This is a genomic window from Rhodosalinus sp. FB01 (assembly GCF_041365715.1).
Taxonomy (GTDB): domain Bacteria; phylum Pseudomonadota; class Alphaproteobacteria; order Rhodobacterales; family Rhodobacteraceae; genus Rhodosalinus.
In genome coordinates, this window is record NZ_JBGFSH010000005.1 from 123,957 (window position 1) to 137,126 (window position 13,170).

16 protein-coding genes and 1 tRNA gene are annotated in these 13,170 nt (G+C 70.6%); 6 read left to right on the forward strand and 11 right to left on the reverse strand.

From position 1 onward, the window contains the following. Window positions 1–9: 9 nt before the first annotated feature. Entirely contained in the window at window positions 10–210 is a 201-nt protein-coding gene (locus AB6A65_RS09330; protein WP_371038102.1) for a hypothetical protein, read from the forward strand. Between the two features lie 2 nt (window positions 211–212). Beyond that, entirely contained in the window at window positions 213–1,058 is an 846-nt protein-coding gene (locus tag AB6A65_RS09335) for a 2Fe-2S iron-sulfur cluster-binding protein (protein WP_371038103.1), read from the forward strand. 91 nt (window positions 1,059–1,149) lie between these two features. Here AB6A65_RS09335 and AB6A65_RS09340 read toward each other — a convergent pair whose 3' ends face one another. From AB6A65_RS09340 to AB6A65_RS09350, 3 genes are all read right to left on the reverse strand, one after another. Next, window positions 1,150–1,731, reverse strand: coding sequence for a hypothetical protein (locus tag AB6A65_RS09340; RefSeq protein WP_371038104.1), 582 nt, complete (start codon window positions 1,729–1,731; stop codon window positions 1,150–1,152). Between the two features lie 81 nt (window positions 1,732–1,812). After that, window positions 1,813–3,213: a selenium-binding protein SBP56-related protein gene (locus AB6A65_RS09345; RefSeq protein ID WP_371038105.1), complete on the reverse strand. Its 1,401-nt coding sequence runs from the start codon at window positions 3,211–3,213 to the stop codon at window positions 1,813–1,815. 146 nt (window positions 3,214–3,359) lie between these two features. After that, window positions 3,360–3,436: transfer RNA gene (locus AB6A65_RS09350), tRNA-Arg, on the reverse strand. A gap of 121 nt (window positions 3,437–3,557) precedes the next feature. Here AB6A65_RS09350 and AB6A65_RS09355 point away from each other — a divergent pair. Then, window positions 3,558–4,574, forward strand: a complete 1,017-nt coding sequence (locus AB6A65_RS09355) for a LacI family DNA-binding transcriptional regulator (protein ID WP_371038106.1) — start codon at window positions 3,558–3,560, stop codon at window positions 4,572–4,574. A 91-nt stretch (window positions 4,575–4,665) separates the two neighbouring features. Next, window positions 4,666–5,889, forward strand: a complete 1,224-nt coding sequence (locus AB6A65_RS09360) for a histidine kinase (RefSeq protein ID WP_371038107.1) — start codon at window positions 4,666–4,668, stop codon at window positions 5,887–5,889. Between the two features lie 9 nt (window positions 5,890–5,898). Here AB6A65_RS09360 and AB6A65_RS09365 read toward each other — a convergent pair whose 3' ends face one another. After that, window positions 5,899–7,041: an alpha-D-ribose 1-methylphosphonate 5-triphosphate diphosphatase gene (locus AB6A65_RS09365; RefSeq protein ID WP_371038108.1), complete on the reverse strand. Its 1,143-nt coding sequence runs from the start codon at window positions 7,039–7,041 to the stop codon at window positions 5,899–5,901. Window positions 7,042–7,076: 35 nt separating this feature from the next. Between AB6A65_RS09365 and AB6A65_RS09370 the strand changes: the two genes are divergently transcribed. Next, window positions 7,077–7,760: a DUF1045 domain-containing protein gene (locus AB6A65_RS09370; RefSeq protein WP_371038109.1), complete on the forward strand. Its 684-nt coding sequence runs from the start codon at window positions 7,077–7,079 to the stop codon at window positions 7,758–7,760. On the opposite strand, the gene phnN is transcribed toward AB6A65_RS09370, so the two are convergent. From phnN to AB6A65_RS09390, 4 genes are read right to left on the reverse strand one after another with little or no spacing between them, the layout of a single operon-like run. Beyond that, entirely contained in the window at window positions 7,742–8,284 is a 543-nt protein-coding gene (gene phnN, locus AB6A65_RS09375) for a phosphonate metabolism protein/1,5-bisphosphokinase (PRPP-forming) PhnN (protein ID WP_371038110.1), read from the reverse strand. The genes AB6A65_RS09370 and phnN overlap by 19 nt on opposite strands. Next, window positions 8,281–8,970, reverse strand: coding sequence for a phosphonate C-P lyase system protein PhnL (phnL, locus tag AB6A65_RS09380; protein WP_371038111.1), 690 nt, complete (start codon window positions 8,968–8,970; stop codon window positions 8,281–8,283). The genes phnN and phnL overlap by 4 nt, the downstream gene beginning before the upstream one ends. A 25-nt stretch (window positions 8,971–8,995) precedes the next feature. Next, window positions 8,996–9,829, reverse strand: a complete 834-nt coding sequence (phnK, locus tag AB6A65_RS09385) for a phosphonate C-P lyase system protein PhnK (protein WP_371038112.1) — start codon at window positions 9,827–9,829, stop codon at window positions 8,996–8,998. Next, window positions 9,826–10,674, reverse strand: coding sequence for an alpha-D-ribose 1-methylphosphonate 5-phosphate C-P-lyase PhnJ (locus tag AB6A65_RS09390; RefSeq protein ID WP_371038113.1), 849 nt, complete (start codon window positions 10,672–10,674; stop codon window positions 9,826–9,828). Before AB6A65_RS09390 ends, phnK begins: the two co-directional genes overlap by 4 nt. Before the next feature lie 101 nt (window positions 10,675–10,775). On the opposite strand from AB6A65_RS09390, the gene AB6A65_RS09395 reads away from it, so the two are divergent. Beyond that, complete coding sequence (locus tag AB6A65_RS09395; RefSeq protein WP_371038114.1) at window positions 10,776–10,934, forward strand: hypothetical protein; 159 nt, start codon at window positions 10,776–10,778, stop codon at window positions 10,932–10,934. 2 nt (window positions 10,935–10,936) lie between these two features. On the opposite strand, the gene AB6A65_RS09400 is transcribed toward AB6A65_RS09395, so the two are convergent. From AB6A65_RS09400 to phnG, 3 genes are read right to left on the reverse strand one after another with little or no spacing between them, the layout of a single operon-like run. Further along, window positions 10,937–12,046, reverse strand: a complete 1,110-nt coding sequence (locus AB6A65_RS09400; RefSeq protein WP_371038115.1) for a carbon-phosphorus lyase complex subunit PhnI — start codon at window positions 12,044–12,046, stop codon at window positions 10,937–10,939. After that, window positions 12,046–12,621 (reverse strand): phosphonate C-P lyase system protein PhnH, encoded by a 576-nt coding sequence (gene phnH / locus AB6A65_RS09405; protein WP_371038116.1) that lies wholly within the window; start codon window positions 12,619–12,621, stop codon window positions 12,046–12,048. The genes AB6A65_RS09400 and phnH overlap by 1 nt, the downstream gene beginning before the upstream one ends. Next, window positions 12,621–13,094 carry a phosphonate C-P lyase system protein PhnG gene (gene phnG, locus AB6A65_RS09410; protein WP_371038117.1) on the reverse strand — a complete coding sequence of 158 codons (474 nt, stop codon included), beginning with the start codon at window positions 13,092–13,094 and terminating at the stop codon, window positions 12,621–12,623. Before phnG ends, phnH begins: the two co-directional genes overlap by 1 nt. Window positions 13,095–13,170 lie beyond the last annotated feature (76 nt).

Sequence of the window (13,170 nt, forward strand, 5' to 3'; positions counted from 1 at the left end):
AGGAGCCCGATGTTTCACGAACTGACCATCGCCGAGGTACGACACGAGACCCCCGACAGCGTCGCGCTGAGCTTCGCGGTGCCCGACGAGCTGAAGGACGCCTTCGCCTGGCAGCCGGGGCAGTACCTGACCCTGCGCGCGGAGGTCGGGGGCGCGACGAGCGCCGGTCCTATTCCATCGCGTCGGCCCCCGGGGCGCCGCTTACCGTAGGCGTGAAGCATGTCGAGGGCGGGGTCTTCTCCACCTTCTGCCAGGATCTCGCGCCGGGTCAGCCCATCCGCGTGATGCCGCCCGAGGGGCGTTTCGTGACCCGGGACGAAGGCAGCGTGGTGCTGATCGCCGCGGGCTCCGGCGTGACCCCGATGGTATCCATCGCGGCCGAGCGGCTGGCGGCCGGCGCCGAGGTGACCCTGATCTACGGCAACCGCGACACGGCGCATATCATGTTCCGCGATGCGCTCGAGGCGCTCAAGGACCGTTACGTGGACCGTTTCACGCTGATCCATGTGCTCTCCCGCGAGCCGCAGGACGTGGAGCTTCTGAACGGGCGCGTGACGGGGGAGCGCGTCACGCGCCTCGCCAACGCGGGGGCCGTGGACATCGACGGGGCCGACGGGATCTTTCTCTGCGGGCCGGGCGGCATGATCGACGACGTGTCCGAGGCGCTGACCGCCCGCGGCGTGCCCGCGGAGCGCATCCATTTCGAGCGTTTCTTCACCGAGGGCGAAGGGCCACGGCCCACCCGCTCGGAGGCCGCACAGGCCGCGGCCGAGAAGGGCGTTCAGGTCGAGGTCGTGCTCGACGGCGCCCGGCGGCTCTTCAGCGTTGACGCCGAGGACGACACCGTGCTCGAGGCGGCGGAGCGGCAGGGGCTGGAACTGCCCTATTCCTGCCGGGGGGGCATGTGCTGCACCTGCCGGTGCAAGGTCGAGGAGGGCAGCGCCGAGATGGCCGTGAACTACTCGCTCGAGCCATGGGAGATCGAGGCCGGCTTCGTCCTGGCCTGCCAGTCGCGCCCGACCTCCGACAAGCTGGTCCTCGACTTCGACGCGGCGTGACGCACGCCCGGCGCGCGGGTCCACCCGCGCGCCCCGCGCACAGGCCCCGGCCATGCCGGGGTGCCGCCTGCCCGACCGGGGCCGGGCCGCTTCAGTGCGCGATGGCCAGCGATATCGTCCCGACCATGAGCAGGCTCGACGCCCAGACCATGTCCAGGTTGAACCAGCTTCTGGAAAGAAAGCGCAATCCGAGCCAGCGGTGGACGCCGACGGCAAGCAGCCCGCCCGAAAGCGTCATGGCCATCGTGTGCGCTGCCGCGACGAGCACCGCGAGACCGGCATTGCCCGCCATGAGGTCCGACGCGGCGGCGTGGCCGGCATCCGTTTCCACCGTGCGGCAGATCCCTAGGTAGATCGGCACCAGCATGAGGCCCGCGCCATGCGCCATTGCCGACAGGAATGACCAGAGCGCCAGCCGCGACGGCGGCACGCGGGCGAGAAAGCGCGGATGCCTGCGATTGACGAGCAGGTAGATCCCCAGCCCGATCAGAAGGCAGGCGGCGCCGATCTGTATCTCCCGTTGCCATTCCGCGAGGAACAGAAGCGCCGTGAAGGGAAAAAGGATCGCCGCCATGGCGACCAGGTGCCCTGCCGCGAGCGCCGTCAATGCCCGGTAGAGGCTGCCGCGCGACCGCTCCATCAGGGCGGCGGACACGGCCAGGGGCCACCCCATGCCCGGGTTGACCCCGTGGTAGACGCCGGACGCGACAACGGCCCACCAAAGGGCCGTTGCTGTATCGAGGCCGTTCACGCCTCAGACGGAGGGGTAGCAGAAACTGTCGGTCGAACAGTCGCCGCCTTCGAGCCTGATCTGATGGCTGCGGTACCCCTTGGGAAACGCGATGTAGAACGCCTCGTCGAGCTCCAGCCCGCCCTGCTCGCCGACATTCGCCATCACCATCTGGCCGCCCTCGTCGTCGGGATAGAACTGGTCGTCCCAGGTCGAGTAGAGCGAGTTGGTCCAGTAGACGCGCTTTCCGTCGCGGCTGATCTCCACCATCTGCGGGCCATAGGCGAAGGGTTTGCCGTTGGGATGCTTCGTGCCCCGGGCGATGCCGCCGATCTCGACCTTGCCGGCGAGCGTGGGGTTCATCGGGTCCGAGACATCGTACTGGTGCATCTCGCCAAGGCCCCAGCAGGCGACGTAGAGGTACTTGTCGTCGAGGCTCAGATCGATGTCGGTGACAAGCGGCGGCACCGCTTCGAACCCCTTCAGCAGCGGCGGCAGGTTCTCGGGTTTCTCGGGGCGCGGGTCGATGGTGAGCGTCTTTTTCGCCTCGAAGGTCCCGTCCTCCTTTTGCCACCAGGTGAAGATCGCGCCCTGCAGGTTCGTGGTGTCCACCACCACGCCGCAGAAGCCGTAATCCTTGGCCGGGTCGTGCGCCGGCCGGATTTCAAGCGCCATCTGGTGATTCTCGCCAAGGTCGATGGTCTGGACGTTGCGGCGCTCGCGCAGGTTCCAGAAATGGATCGAATGCCCGTACTTGTTGGACAGGAGGTCCTCGGCCACGAGGCCGTTCTCGAATTGCGGCGGCAGGCCCCATTCGGAGCTCACCATGTAATCGCGCGGCAGGTTCCACCAGAAATCGTAATGCATCTCCTGCTTGCCACGGTCCATCTCGTAGCGGCCGAGGATCTCGAAACTCTCGCAATCCATGATGAAGATGCCGGGGGGGCCGTCCGTGCCGTCCTCCCCGCCGCCGCCGAGCGTCGAGACGTAGATGCCTTCGGGGCCGCAATGGATGGTGTGGGGCCGCGAATAGCCGGTTTTGGCGAACACCTCCTCGGGCTCGATGATCTTGTGGATCTTCGCCTCTCTCGGCTCCTTCACGTCGATGACGTAGATCCGCGAAGAGCGGATGCCGGGAATGATCAGATAGCGCCGCTCGAGAAAGGCATGGCCCGTCAGGGGCGACAGCGCCGAGGAACAGGCGTTCCAGCCGAAATGGTGAAACTCGTCGCCCTTGTTCGGCATGATGAGCTGGTGGACGATCTGGCCGTAGCTGTCGGACGTCGGGTCGACGTCGATCACCGCCAGCCCGTCCGGCTGCGAGCCGTCCGGGCTCAGCATGAGCGTGAAGGCGAGCGTCTCCGCCGGCGCCTCCATGGCGAGTTTCGGGGTCGCGTGGAATGTCGGATCGGGTCTCAGGTTCATCTTCGGCTCCTCCCAGGTCTCGAGCGCCCCCGCGCGATTTGGATCTTTTCAGGGCGCTCTCGGGAAACTCTGCCACATCTCGCAGGGAGTCGGGGCATGGAATCTGCCACGGACGGTCATCTGCGATCCGGCGGTAAAGGGGGTTTTGGCGACCCCGGCAGGATTCGAACCTGCAACCTGCCCCTTAGGAGGGGGCTGCTCTATCCGGTTGAGCCACGGGGCCGTGGCGTCTGTTTAGCGCGCCCGTCGGGCTTTGTCACCGCCTCGCGCCACCCCTTCCAGCCCCCGGCGAATGGGGATACCCTGCGCCGGTTCCGAACCGCGACGCGAGGGCGCCGACCCGCATGACCGACCAGCCCCGACCGCTCACGCTGCGCGACGTGTCCGAGGCCGCGGGCGTGTCCGAAATGACGGTGAGCCGGGTCCTGCGCAACCGCGGCGACGTGTCCGAGGCCACGCGCGAGAAGGTGCTGCGCGCGGCGAAGCGGCTTGGCTACGTGCCCAACAAGATCGCCGGCGCACTGGCCAGCCAGCAGGTGAACCTCGTCGCCGTGATCATTCCGAGCCTCGGCAACATGGTCTTTCCCGAGGTGCTTTCGGGCATCTCTTCCGTGCTCGACGGGGCCGGGCTTCAGCCCGTGGTGGGCGTGACCGACTATCTTCCCGAAAAGGAAGAGCGGGTGCTTTACGAGATGCTCTCGTGGCGGCCGTCCGGGGCGATCGTGGCGGGGCTCGAACACTCCGACGCGTCCCGCGCGATGCTGCGTGCCGCCGGCATCCCGGTGGTCGAGATCATGGATCTCGACGGTACGCCGGTGGATGCGATGGTGGGCATCTCGCATCGTCGCGCGGGCCGCGAGATGGGCCGCGCCATCCTGTCGGAGGGCTATCGGCGGATCGGCTTTCTCGGGACGAAGATGCCGCTCGACCACCGCGCGCGCAAACGCTTCGAGGGGTTCGTCGAGGCCCTGGCCAAGGGCGGCGTCGAACTGGCCGACCACGAGTTCTACTCGGGCGGCTCGGCGCTCGCCAAGGGGCAGGACATGACGCGGGCCATGCTCGCACGCACGCCGGACCTCGATTTCCTGTATTACTCCAATGACATGATCGCGGCGGGCGGGCTGCTCTGGCTGCTGGGCGAGGGCATCGACGTCCCCGGCCGCATCGGCCTTGCGGGGTTCAACCGCGTCGATCTTCTGGACGGGCTGCCACGGCGGATCGCGACGATGGATTCCTGCCGCCGCGAGATCGGCCGCCGCGCCGCCGAGATCGTGCTGGCGCGGATGGAGGGCCGCGCGATCGAGCGCATCGTCGCGCTGGAGCCCCGTATCGACCCGGGCGACACGCTCCACCGCGGCTGAGCCGCGCGGGATCCGGAAAACCGCCGGGGCGACTTCCCCGGCGGCACGGGCGCGCTATCTCCTGACGCGGCGTCAATCCGGGGGCAGTCCGATGCTCGACCAGAACAGCGCGGCGATCGGCCGGTTCGACAAGTCCTTTCTCATCCACATGATCCGCGACTTCTTCGTGATCCTCCTGCTCGTCACGGTGGCGGAGTTCGTGATCAAGGCGGGCCTCGTCTGGACGAACTACATGACGAACGGCGAGGACGAGGCGCGCGCCGTGGCCGACGATCTTGCCGAGAACGTGCGCGAGATCATGCGCAACGAAGGCGGGCCGGTCGCCGCCCGCACCGTCTATCCGATCCTCGAGCGCAACTGGGACGATCTGGGCTACCTCATCGCCATAGAGCCGTCGCCGGTCACCGTGCGCTCCATCGAGGCGGGCTTCGGCTTCACGCCGAAGGGCATCCCGGCGGGCGACTGGCCCGAGGGCGCCGCCCGCGCCGCGAGCCTCGACATCGAGGCGGAAAGCTTCTGCCTCGCCTGCCACACGGAGGCGCGGGTTGGCGAAGTGCTGGGAACGGTCACGGTACGCAACTACCTCGCCCGGGATTTCGCGCTCTGGTTCGAGGACGTGCAGCTGACGGCCGGCTTCGCGGTGGGCAAGATCGTCCTGCACTCGGTCCTTCTTTTCCTGATCCTGCGCGCGCGGCTCGAACCGCTCATGGGGCTGCGCTCGGTCGTGAGCAATCTCGCGCGCGCCTATGGCGGGCTCGACCACCGTGCCGAAATCCGCACGGCGGACGAGTTCGGCGCGCTGGCCCGCGACCTCAATCTCTTCCTCGACCGCGTGACCCGCCTCGTGGCCGAGCTCGATGCGGTGCTGCAGCGCGTCTCGGCAGTGAACGACGATATCCTTAAGGTCCAGGGGGATCTGCGCGACCGGATCGACGGGGTCGTGGGACGTGTCAGGCGGCTCGAGCGCGAGGCGATGCTCGCGGCCAAGCGCGAGCCACGTCTCTCGAACGCCTGGTTCGACGCCATGCGCGGCACGGTGAGCGACCTCGAGGCCGCGCTTCAGGAGGCCGACGGGCGCCCCGGTGCCGGCGCGCTGATGGAGGATCTGCGGGCGGTCGTCGCCAACGCCGAGGCGCAGATCGCCACCAGCGAGAAGGTTTTCGAAGGTCTCGCCGAGCTTGGCGATGAAAGTGAGCGTCTGAAGGGCGCGATGGCGGAGATGACCCGGCTCGAGGAGCGCATGAAAAGCATCGTGGAGACCTGCGGCGGGCTCGTACGCCGCATCCGTCCCGGGACGGGCGCCGCTGCCGAGTGACCCGCGCGCTCAGGCCACGCGCACGCCCCTGCACCAGACCCCGCCGAGGCGCGGCGTGTCGCCGTCCAGCGCGAACCGGATCACGTCCGCCCGCTGCCCGGGGGCAAGGCGCCCCCGGTCGCCGAGGCCCACGGCCCGCGCCGGCGCCGCCGTCACCGTCGCCATGCCGCGGGCCATGTCGCCCCAGAGCGCGCCGAGCCGGACCGCGGCGAGCAGAAGCGCCGCGGGCACGTAGTCCGAGGACAGGATATCGAGAAGCCCGGCCTCGGCCAGCGATGCCGCCGCGACGTTGCCGGAATGGGAGCCGCCGCGGATGAGGTTCGGCGCGCCCATCATCACCGCGATGTCGTGGCGTCGGCACGCCGCCGCGGCCTCCTCGGTCGTGGGGAACTCGGCGAGGCGCGCCCCGTGGCCGGCCGAGATCGCGACATGTGCCGTGGTCGTGTCGTCGTGGCTTGCCAGAACGGCGCCGTAGCGGCGCGCCTCGGCGACGGCCCGCGCCTCGTGCGCCGCCCCGTGGCGTGCCTGGAGCGCGGCCAGCCGGTCCACATGCTCTTCGAACTCGCGTTCGGAGAGGCCCTGCTTGCCCATCACGTAGCCCTTCAGTTTCTCCAGGTCGCGGAACTGGCGCTGCCCCGGCGTGTGGTCCATCAGGCTCACGATCCCGACCCGGTCCTCCTGGCCGAAGGCCGCCATCTCCTCGGGCAGCGTTTCCGAGCAGACCTCGGCGCGAAGGTGCAGGAAGTGGCTGATGCGCAGCCCGCCCGTCTCGCGCAGCGCCCAGAGTTCCGAGGCGAGGCCGCGGGCATAGGCGTCGTAGCGCGCCTTGCCCCCGGGGATGGAGCCCACGCGCATGGCGTCGAAGACGGTGGTGATTCCGCATCCGGCGAGTTCGGCGTCGTGGGCGAGGATCGCGGCGTCGTGGGGCCAGTCCACGCCCGGGCGCGGCTGGATGTGGCGCTCCAGGTTGTCGGTGTGAAGCTCGACGAGCCCCGGCGCGACGAAATCGCCCTCGCAGTCCACCGCGCCGGGCGGCACGGTGGCCCCGCTGTCGATCGCGGCGATCTCGCCGCCCGAGAGGCGCAGGCTTCCGCGCACCGTCTCGTCCGTCAGCACGAGCGTGGCGTTGGCGAGCACGGTATCCTGTGTCATGACGCGCCTCGCGGTCTCGGGGGAAAGGGGCGGTGATGGGCTGGCGACGCTACGCGATCTACTTCACGCCGGAAGGCGCGCTCGCCGAACGGGGCGCGGCGTGGCTCGGCTGGGATGCCGCGGCGGGCGCGGCGCGGGCGCATCCGGGCGTCTCCGGCCTGCCGCGGCCGGTGGACGAGATCACCGCGCGGCCGCGCGCATACGGCTTCCACGCCACGCTGAAGCCGCCCTTCCGGCTGGCCGCGGGGTGCAGCGAGGCCGATCTCGGCGCCGCGCTCGAAGCCTTCGCCGCGGGCCGTCCGGCCGTCGTCCTCGACGGGCTCGAGGTTGCGCGGCTGGGGCGCTTCCTGGCGCTTCGGCCTGCCGGGGACGCGGCCGCGCTGAGCGCGCTCGCCGCCGCCGTGGTGGAAGGTCTCGATCCCTTCCGCGCGCCCCCCGCCGACGAGGAGATCGCGCGCCGCCGCGCCTCCCGCCTCACGCCGCGGCAGGAGGCGCTGCTGGTGCGCTGGGGGTATCCTTACGTGATGGAGGAGTTCCGCTTTCACATGACTCTCACCGGGCCGCTCGGGCCGGACGAGCTTGCGCAAACCGAGACGGTCCTCGCCCGGCATTTCGCGCCGGTGCTGCCGGCGCCCTTCGTCGCGGACGCGGTGACGCTTCTGGCCGAGGACGACGCCGGCCGCTTCCATCACCTCCATCGCTACGCCCTCACCGGGTAGAGCCGCGCGAGGGCGGCGTCGGCCGCCTGCCCGACGGGCCCGGAATTGTCGATTTCGACGGCCTCGATCCCGTCGGGCAAGGTCCGGTCGGCCCGCGCGAGCCGCGCGGCGATCTCGGTTTCCGACTCGCGCCCGCGACCGGCAAGGCGCGCGGCCAGAACCTCGGGCGGCGCGGTGAGGTGCAGCACGACGAACCCCGCAAACCGCGCCCGCGCCGTGGCCAGCGTCCCGCGCGAAAGGTTGGCGAGCGCGTCGCGGCCATCGGCGAGACAGGCGATCTCGGCCGTGGGGATGGCGTAGGCGAGCCCGTGGGCGCGCCAGGCGAGGGCGAAATCGCCGGCCGCCTCGCGGCGGTCGAACTCGGCCTCGCTCACCGGTTCGTGGCGCTCCGCGCCGGGAAGGGAGGGCCGCGTGATCACCCGTCGCACGGCATGAAGCCCCGCGCGCCGCGCGGCGAGCGCCGCGATCACCGTGTCCTTGCCCACGCCCGAGGGGCCGACCACCGCGACGAGCCGCCCGCTCATGCGGCCTCCGGCGTGAAGGCCGAAACGTCCACCTCCCGGTCGGCCACCTGCGCGCGTGCCCCGGCGTCGTGGAAAATGCCGAGGATCGCGGCGCCCCGCGCCTTCGCCTCGTCGATCATGGCCAGCACCACCGCGCGGTTCCTTGCGTCGAGGCTCGCCGTGGGCTCGTCGAGCAGTAGCGCCGGGTAGGGATGGGCGAAGCCGCGGGCGATGTTCACGCGCTGCTGCTCGCCCCCCGAGAAGGTGGTGGGCGAGAGGCCCCAGAGCCGCTGGGGCAGGTTGAGCCGCGCGAGAAGCGCCGCGGCCCGGTCGCGCGCGGCCTCCCGCCGCAGTCCCGTGGCAAGCAGCGGCTCGGCCACCACGTCCAGGGTCGGCACGCGCGGCACGACGCGGAGGAACTGGCTGACATAGCCGAGACGGTCGCGGCGGAGCGCGAGGATCTCGCGCGGCGCGGCGCGCGCCACAGCCACCCCGCAGACCGAAATCCGGCCGGACCCGGCGAGGCAGTTGCCGTGGATCATCCGCATCAGCGTCGACTTGCCCGCCCCCGAGGCGCCGGTGAGCGCCACGCATTCGCCCGCCGCGACCAAAAGCCGTGCGCCGGCCATCACCGGGATCACCGCGCCGCCCTGGTTGTGAAGCGTGAACGCCTTGTGGACGTCCTCGATATCGATAATCGCCGTCATCCCGCGCCGTCCCTGCCCCCGTCCGTCATGCCTGCAGCACCGAGCTGACCAGAAGCTGCGTGTAGCCGTGCTGCGGGTCGTCGAGTACCTGGTCTGTGAGCCCCTGCTCCACCACGCGCCCGTCCTTCATCACCATGAGCCGGTCCGCGAGCAACCGCACCACGGCGAGGTCGTGGGTCACGATCACCGCCGAGAGACCCATTTCGCGCACGAGGCCGCGGAGAAGGTCGAGAAGCCGCGCCTGCACGCTCACGTCGAGCCCGCCGGTGGGTTCGTCCATGAAGACAAGGCGCGGGCCGGTCACGAGGTTCCGCGCGATCTGGAGCCGCTGCTGCATGCCGCCGGAGAACTGCGCCGGCCGGTCGTCGATCCGGTCGGCGCCGATTTCGACGCGGCCCAGCCAGTCGAGCGCGGCGTCACGGATGCGCCCGTAATGCCGCGCGCCCACGCCCATCAGCCGCTCGCCCACATTGCCGCCCGCGCTCACGTTCATGCGCAGCCCGTCGCGCGCGTGCTGGTGCACGAACGCCCAGTCGGTCCGGGCGAGGCGGCGGCGCGCGGGCTCGGGCAGGGCGAGCGTGTCGGCAAGCCGTCCCTCCATCTCGAAGAGCACGCGCCCCGCGTCGGGGGCGAGCTGGCCCGCGAGGCAGCCGAGCAGCGTGGACTTGCCCGACCCGCTCTCGCCGACGACGCCCATGACCTCGCCCGGCCAGAGTTCGAAGGACACCTCGGCGCAGCCGATCCGCGCGCCGTAGCGCTTCGTGAGCCCGTCGACCCGCAGACGCGGCGTGTCCGGGGCGGGGCCAAGGGTCTTGGAAGACCCTTGGCAAGCGTCTTGCAAGACGCTTGCGCCGCTCATGCCGCCGCCTCCCCGCGATGACCCGACGCGCGGCGCGCGCGGCAGTAGTCCGTGTCCGAACAGACGAACATCCGTCCCCCCGTATCGTCGGTGATGACCTCGTCGAGGTAGCTGTCGGCCGCCCCGCAGAGCGCGCAGGGGTGATCCGCCTTCGAGGGATCGAAGGGGTGGTCTTCGAAGTCGAGGCTTTCGACCCGCGTCCAGGGGGGGAGTGCGTAGATCCGCTGCTCGCGCCCGGCACCGAAAAGCTGGATCGCCGCGCTTTCGAGCTTCGGGTTGTCGAATTTCGGGATCGGCGAGGGATCCATCACGTAGCGCCCCTCCACCTTCACCGGATAGGCGTAGGAGGTGGCGATCGCACCGTGGCGGGCGATGTCCTCGTAAAGTTTCACGTGCATGAGCCCGTATTCCTCCAGCGCGTGCATCTTCCGCGTCTCCGCCTCGGATGGCTCAAGAAAGCGCAAAGGCTCTGGAATCGGCACCTGGTAGACGAGGATCTGGTCCTCGCCGAGCGGCGTTTCGGGCACGCGGTGGCGGGTCTGGATCACCGTGGCGCGCGCCGTCTCCTCGGTCGTTTCCACGCCCGACACGCGCTGGAAGAAGCGCCGGATCGAGACCGCGTTCGTGGTGTCGTCGGCGCCCTGGTCGATCACCTTGAGCCGGTCCTCGGGCGTGAGCGTCGCCGCCGTGACCTGCACGCCGCCGGTGCCCCAGCCGTAGGGCATCGGCATTTCCCGACTGGCGAAGGGCACCTGGTAGCCCGGCACCGCGAGCGCCTTGAGAAGCGCGCGTCGGATCATGCGCTTCGTCTGCTCGTCGAGATAGGCGAAATTGTAGTCCTTCATGGCGCAGCTTCCCCGGAATCGGCCGAACAGGGCCCTCTCACGGTCAAGGATTCGCCCCGCCCGGCGGCGAGGATCGGGGCGACGCCACCAGGGAGCCCGCCATGGATCTCTTCGCCTTTCTGCTCGGCACGCCCGCGGGAACGGTCCTGATGCTCGTGGGTGTCGCGCTGGTGGCCCGCGCCATTCTCTTCGGCGGCCCGGCGGACACCGGCGGCGGCGACGGATGGGGCGGCGACGGCGATTGCGACGGCGGCGATTGAGGTCATTCCGCGGCCTCCCCGTCGCGGGCCGCGCTCTGCGCCTCTGCCCGCAGCCGCCGCACGAGTTCCAGTTCGGACTGGAAATCCACGTAGTGCGGCAGCTTGATATGCTCTAGGAAGCCCGTCGCCTGGATGTTGTCGGCGTGGTAGAGGACGAACTCCGCGTCCTGCGCCGGCGCGCCGCTGTTCTCCTCGCCCAGCTCCTCCCAGCGCAGGCTCCGGTCCACGAGCGCCATGGAGATCGCCTTGCGTTCGGCATGACCGAAGGCCAGGCCGTAGCCGCGGGTGAACTGGGCGGGCTCGGTCCGGGAGCCGGTGAACTGGTTCACGGTTTCGCACTCGGTCAGCTCCACCTCGCCGATCTCGACGGCGAAGCCCAGTTCGGGAATGTCGAGGCTGACCGGGACCATGCCGACGCGCAGCTCGCCGACGAAGGGGTGCGTGCGCCCGTAGCCACGCTGGCTGGAATAGGCCAGCCCGAGCAGGAAACCTTCATCGCCGCGCGCGAGGGCCTGCAGCCGAAGCGCGCGCCCGGCGGGCAGTTCGAGCGGCTCGCGGGTCAGGTCCGGCGGGTCGTCCGGGCCCGGGTGTTCCTGCTGCAAGAGCCCTTCGCGCCCGAGAAAGCCCGAGACGTGGGGAAGCTCCGCCGGCGCCGCGTCGGCGACCGCGCCGCCATGCTCGGGACGGACCGGCGGTGCCGTGCCTTCGGCGGCGAGCGTGAAATCCAGCAGGCGATGCGTGTAGTCGAAGGTGGGGCCGAGGATCTGCCCCCCGGGCAGGTCCTTGAAGGTGGCCGAGATCCGGCGCGCGATCCGCATCGCCGCCGTCTCCACGGGTCGGCTCGCCCCGAAGCGGGGCAGGGTGGTGCGGTAGGCGCGGATGAGGAAGATCGCCTCGATCAGGTCGCCGCGCGCCTGCTTGATCGCGAGTGCGGCGAGGTCGGGATCGTAAAGCGACCCTTCCGCCATCACCCGGTTGACGGAAAGCGCCAGCTGCTCGCGGATTTGCGCGAGCGACAGTTCCGGCACCGCCGGATCCCCGCGCCGCGCGGCGCCGAGCCAGTCATGGGCCGCGTCGATCGCGCGCTCGCCGCCTTTCACCGCGACATACATCAGCCCTCCTCCCCGTGGATGCGGGTGGAGCGTGGCACCGCCGCGAGGTGGTGACCCGCCGTCAGGAAGACGTCCCGGCCCAGCGGGTAGAGCGCGGCGTTGGCGCGGAACGCCGCCGGATCGGGCAGCGGCAGGGCCGCGCGCTCGCGGATGCCCGGCCCGGTGAGGGGCGTGCCGCGGGGCTCGAGCCCGTCCAGCTCCACGATCAGGGTCGCCGAGCGATCGGGATATTCCGGCGTTCCGACCGCGAAACGCTCCACCGGGACGAGCGCGTCCCAGGATCCCAGCGCGAAGACTGCCGCCTCCGCGGGGACCAGCGGCGCGCCGGTGTGAAAGCGGATCCAGTCGCGCGCATCTGCGGTGTCGTGGCGACCGGCAAGGTGCAGCGGCGTCTCGCCGTCGCAAAGCGTCAGGACGAGTGCCGCCGCCGCCGGGGAAAGCGGGCCGGGCGGCGTGGGCCCGGCCACGCGCTCGATCCGGCCCGGTCGCGCCATGGCGTTGAGCGCGGCGCGAAACGCGCGCGCGGCGTCCACCGCCGGGTCGGCGAAGCCGCCGGACAGGGCCACGGCGCCCATCAGTCCTCTCCCCGCGCCACGGTGAAGAACTCCACCTTCGTGGCGGCGGCCCGCGCGGCGGTGTCCCGGTGGCGGCGGGTTTCCGCCTCGGCGAGCGGGTCCAGCAGTTGCGCGCGGATCGTCGGGGCCGCGGCGGTCTGCATCAGCGCATCAACGAGCGCGGCGATCCGCGCCTTCTCGCGGTCGCGGCCCTGCACGTAGGCGTGGCCCGTCTCGCCGCTGTCCAGCTGGAGGGCGCAGCGCGTCACCGTCATCTCGCCGAGGTTGAACGGCGCCCCGGTGCCGCCCGCGCGGCCGCGCACCATGACCGATCCGGTTTCCGGCGCGCGGAGCCAGGCGTGCCCGGGCTCTTGCCCCGTCGCCGCCCAAAGCTCGGCGAGCGCCTGCTCCGGGGCGCGCGCCAGAAGCCCCATCCAGCCTTGCCGGTCCGTCGGCGGCGCCGGGGTTGCGGTGTCGTGCGGCATTGCTGACATCTTGCGGGTTTGTCCATGTTACTATACAACTATACAAATCAATACATCGCGGCCGGCGCGAACGCAGCCGCTCTCG

What these genes read in the sequence shown, in the direction of transcription:
- AB6A65_RS09330 (WP_371038102.1), top strand. Translation starts at nt 10, where the DNA reads ATGTTTCACGAACTGACCATCGCCGAGGTACGACACGAGACCCCCGAC.
- AB6A65_RS09340 (WP_371038104.1), bottom strand. Translation starts at nt 1,731, where the DNA reads ATGGGGTGGCCCCTGGCCGTGTCCGCCGCCCTGATGGAGCGGTCGCGC.
- AB6A65_RS09345 (WP_371038105.1), bottom strand. Translation starts at nt 3,213, where the DNA reads ATGAACCTGAGACCCGATCCGACATTCCACGCGACCCCGAAACTCGCC.
- AB6A65_RS09355 (WP_371038106.1), top strand. Translation starts at nt 3,558, where the DNA reads ATGACCGACCAGCCCCGACCGCTCACGCTGCGCGACGTGTCCGAGGCC.
- AB6A65_RS09360 (WP_371038107.1), top strand. Translation starts at nt 4,666, where the DNA reads ATGCTCGACCAGAACAGCGCGGCGATCGGCCGGTTCGACAAGTCCTTT.
- AB6A65_RS09365 (WP_371038108.1), bottom strand. Translation starts at nt 7,041, where the DNA reads ATGACACAGGATACCGTGCTCGCCAACGCCACGCTCGTGCTGACGGAC.
- AB6A65_RS09370 (WP_371038109.1), top strand. Translation starts at nt 7,077, where the DNA reads ATGGGCTGGCGACGCTACGCGATCTACTTCACGCCGGAAGGCGCGCTC.
- phnN (WP_371038110.1), bottom strand. Translation starts at nt 8,284, where the DNA reads ATGAGCGGGCGGCTCGTCGCGGTGGTCGGCCCCTCGGGCGTGGGCAAG.
- phnL (WP_371038111.1), bottom strand. Translation starts at nt 8,970, where the DNA reads ATGACGGCGATTATCGATATCGAGGACGTCCACAAGGCGTTCACGCTT.
- phnK (WP_371038112.1), bottom strand. Translation starts at nt 9,829, where the DNA reads ATGAGCGGCGCAAGCGTCTTGCAAGACGCTTGCCAAGGGTCTTCCAAG.
- AB6A65_RS09390 (WP_371038113.1), bottom strand. Translation starts at nt 10,674, where the DNA reads ATGAAGGACTACAATTTCGCCTATCTCGACGAGCAGACGAAGCGCATG.
- AB6A65_RS09395 (WP_371038114.1), top strand. Translation starts at nt 10,776, where the DNA reads ATGGATCTCTTCGCCTTTCTGCTCGGCACGCCCGCGGGAACGGTCCTG.
- AB6A65_RS09400 (WP_371038115.1), bottom strand. Translation starts at nt 12,046, where the DNA reads ATGTATGTCGCGGTGAAAGGCGGCGAGCGCGCGATCGACGCGGCCCAT.
- phnH (WP_371038116.1), bottom strand. Translation starts at nt 12,621, where the DNA reads ATGGGCGCCGTGGCCCTGTCCGGCGGCTTCGCCGACCCGGCGGTGGAC.
- phnG (WP_371038117.1), bottom strand. Translation starts at nt 13,094, where the DNA reads ATGTCAGCAATGCCGCACGACACCGCAACCCCGGCGCCGCCGACGGAC.